This window comes from Microbacterium sp. CPCC 204701 (assembly GCF_004010105.1).
Classification (GTDB): Bacteria; Actinomycetota; Actinomycetes; order Actinomycetales; family Microbacteriaceae; genus Microbacterium.
In genome coordinates this window covers 1-2,175 of sequence record NZ_RRYE01000451.1, presented here as the reverse complement: position 1 = coordinate 2,175, position 2,175 = coordinate 1, and the positions used below count along the sequence as shown (strand labels likewise).

Genomic DNA, 2,175 nt, shown 5'->3' with positions numbered 1-2,175 from the left:
CACGCGGGACGAGATCGGCCGCGCGCTCGCGGGCGAGGGCGATGTCGTGCTTCCCGGCCGCGCGTCGATCGCCCACCGCCTCATCGCGGACTGGCACGCGGCGCCGTGAGCAGCAGCGCCCTCGCCGGACTCGACGACCGGCAGCTCGAGGCGGTGACCGCGCTGCGCGGCCCCGTGGCGGTGCTCGCCGGTGCGGGCACCGGCAAGACCCGCGTCATCACGCATCGGATCGCCCATGGCGTCGACACCGGGGCCTACTCGCCGGGACGCGTCATGGCCGTGACCTTCACCGCCAAGGCAGCGGGCGAGATGCGTGGGCGCCTCCGCTCCCTGGGCGTCGAAGGAGTCGCCGCGCGCACCTTCCATGCCGCTGCGCTCGCTCAGCTCAACTTCTTCTGGCCGACGCTCGCAGGCGACACCGCACCGAGCATCGTCGACAACAAGGTGCGCCTGCTGGCGCATGCCGCGGACGGCATCGGACTCGATCCGGATGTCGCGACGCTGCGCGATGTCGCGTCCCAGATCGAGTGGCGCAAGGTCTCGATGCTCGGGGTCGACGACTACGCCGCGGCACGGCCGGGAGGCGTCGGGCGTCTCGGCGTCGACCGGGTGGTGGCGCTGCAGCACGCGTACGAGAAGCTGAAGGACGAACGCCGGCAGCTCGACTTCGAAGACGTCCTCCTCGCGTGCGCCGGCATGCTCGAGGCAGAGCCCCAGGTGGCGAAGGCCGTGAGGGAGCAGTACCGGCACTTCACCGTCGACGAGTTCCAGGACGTGTCGCCGCTGCAGAACCGTCTGCTCGAACTGTGGCTCGGCGACCGGCGCGACCTCTGCGTCGTGGGCGACGCGAGCCAGACCATCTACTCGTTCGCGGGCGCCGACGCACGCTTTCTGCTCGACTTCGACAAGAAGTACGAGGAGGCCCGGCTGGTGCGCCTCGAGACGAACTACCGCTCGGACGCCCCGATCCTGGCCGTCGCCAATGAGCTCATGCGGGGCCGGCCGGGCGCGCTGCACCTCACCGCCGCCGCCGGAGGCGCTCCGGACCCCCGCAGCGCGGAGGCGGCCGAGCAGGCGGTCGATGAGATGACCGCGACTCCGACGGTGACAGGGTTCGACGACGATCGAGACGAGGCCCGCGCGGTGGGTGCGCGCATCTCGACGCAGATCGCGGACGGCATCGACCCGCGCGAGATCGCAGTGCTGTATCGGTCGCACGCGCAGTCGGCCGGGCTGCTCTCGGCCCTGGCCGACGAGGGCATCGCCGCCACCGTGCTCGGGGGCCGCCGGTTCTTCGATCTGCCCGAAGTGCGGCAGGGGATCATGGCGCTGCGCGGCGCTTCGGTCGCGCCGATCGACGGAGGCCTCGTCGACACGGTGCGCGACGTCCTCCGCTCGCTCGGTCTGACGGACGACCCGCCGCAGGCCGGGGGAGCCCTCCGCGACGCGTGGGAGGCTCGCGCGGCGCTGCTGCGCTTGGCGCAGGAGGCGCCGGAGGGCACGACGCTGCGGGCGTTCACCGACGACCTCGCCGCCCGCGCGAAGACCCACGACGAGCCGGCAAGGCGCACGGTGACCCTCGCGACCCTGCACGCGGCGAAGGGCCTGGAGTGGGGACACGTCCACCTCGTCGGCGTGGCCGAGGGCCTTCTGCCGATCTCGTACGCGACGACCTTCGAGCAGGTGGACGAAGAGCGCCGGCTCGCGTACGTGGGAATCACGCGGGCCGGGCGAACGCTGTCGCTGACGTGGTCCCGAGGGGGAAGGGAGCGATCGCCCTCCCGTTTTCTGCGAGAGATCGGCAGCGGCACTCTGCGTGCGGCCGGTGCACCCTCACGCTCCGGTGCAGCGAGCCGGCGCGCAGGGTCACCGAGCGGTTCCTCGGCTGCGAAGGGTTCCGCCCGCGCTCCTCGATGAGCCGTCCCGCCACGATGCCGGCCTCCCACGCGACCGCGCCGTCAGCATCGACGGGGCGCCCGATCAGCTGGGCCGCGATGGCGGGCCACGCGGGGTCGTCGTCGCGGCGGCGAGCGGCGACGCACGAAAGGCACGCCGTCACACCGGGCGTGACGACAGGGCCGATCTCGGCGCCCGTGCCGGTGAGCACGACGGGAACATGGGCGACATCGTCCGCCATGAGCGTGGCGACCGTGCCCGGCGGCACCACGCGGTGCG

General features: G+C 72.8%; 1 protein-coding gene. It reads left to right on the top strand.

The annotated features are described in order from the left end of the window. Positions 1-105 precede the first annotated feature (105 nt). A complete protein-coding gene (locus tag EIO58_RS16665) occupies positions 106-1,917 on the top strand; it encodes an ATP-dependent helicase (RefSeq protein WP_127820414.1) in 1,812 nt (603 codons plus the stop codon). Positions 1,918-2,175: the final 258 nt, after the last annotated feature.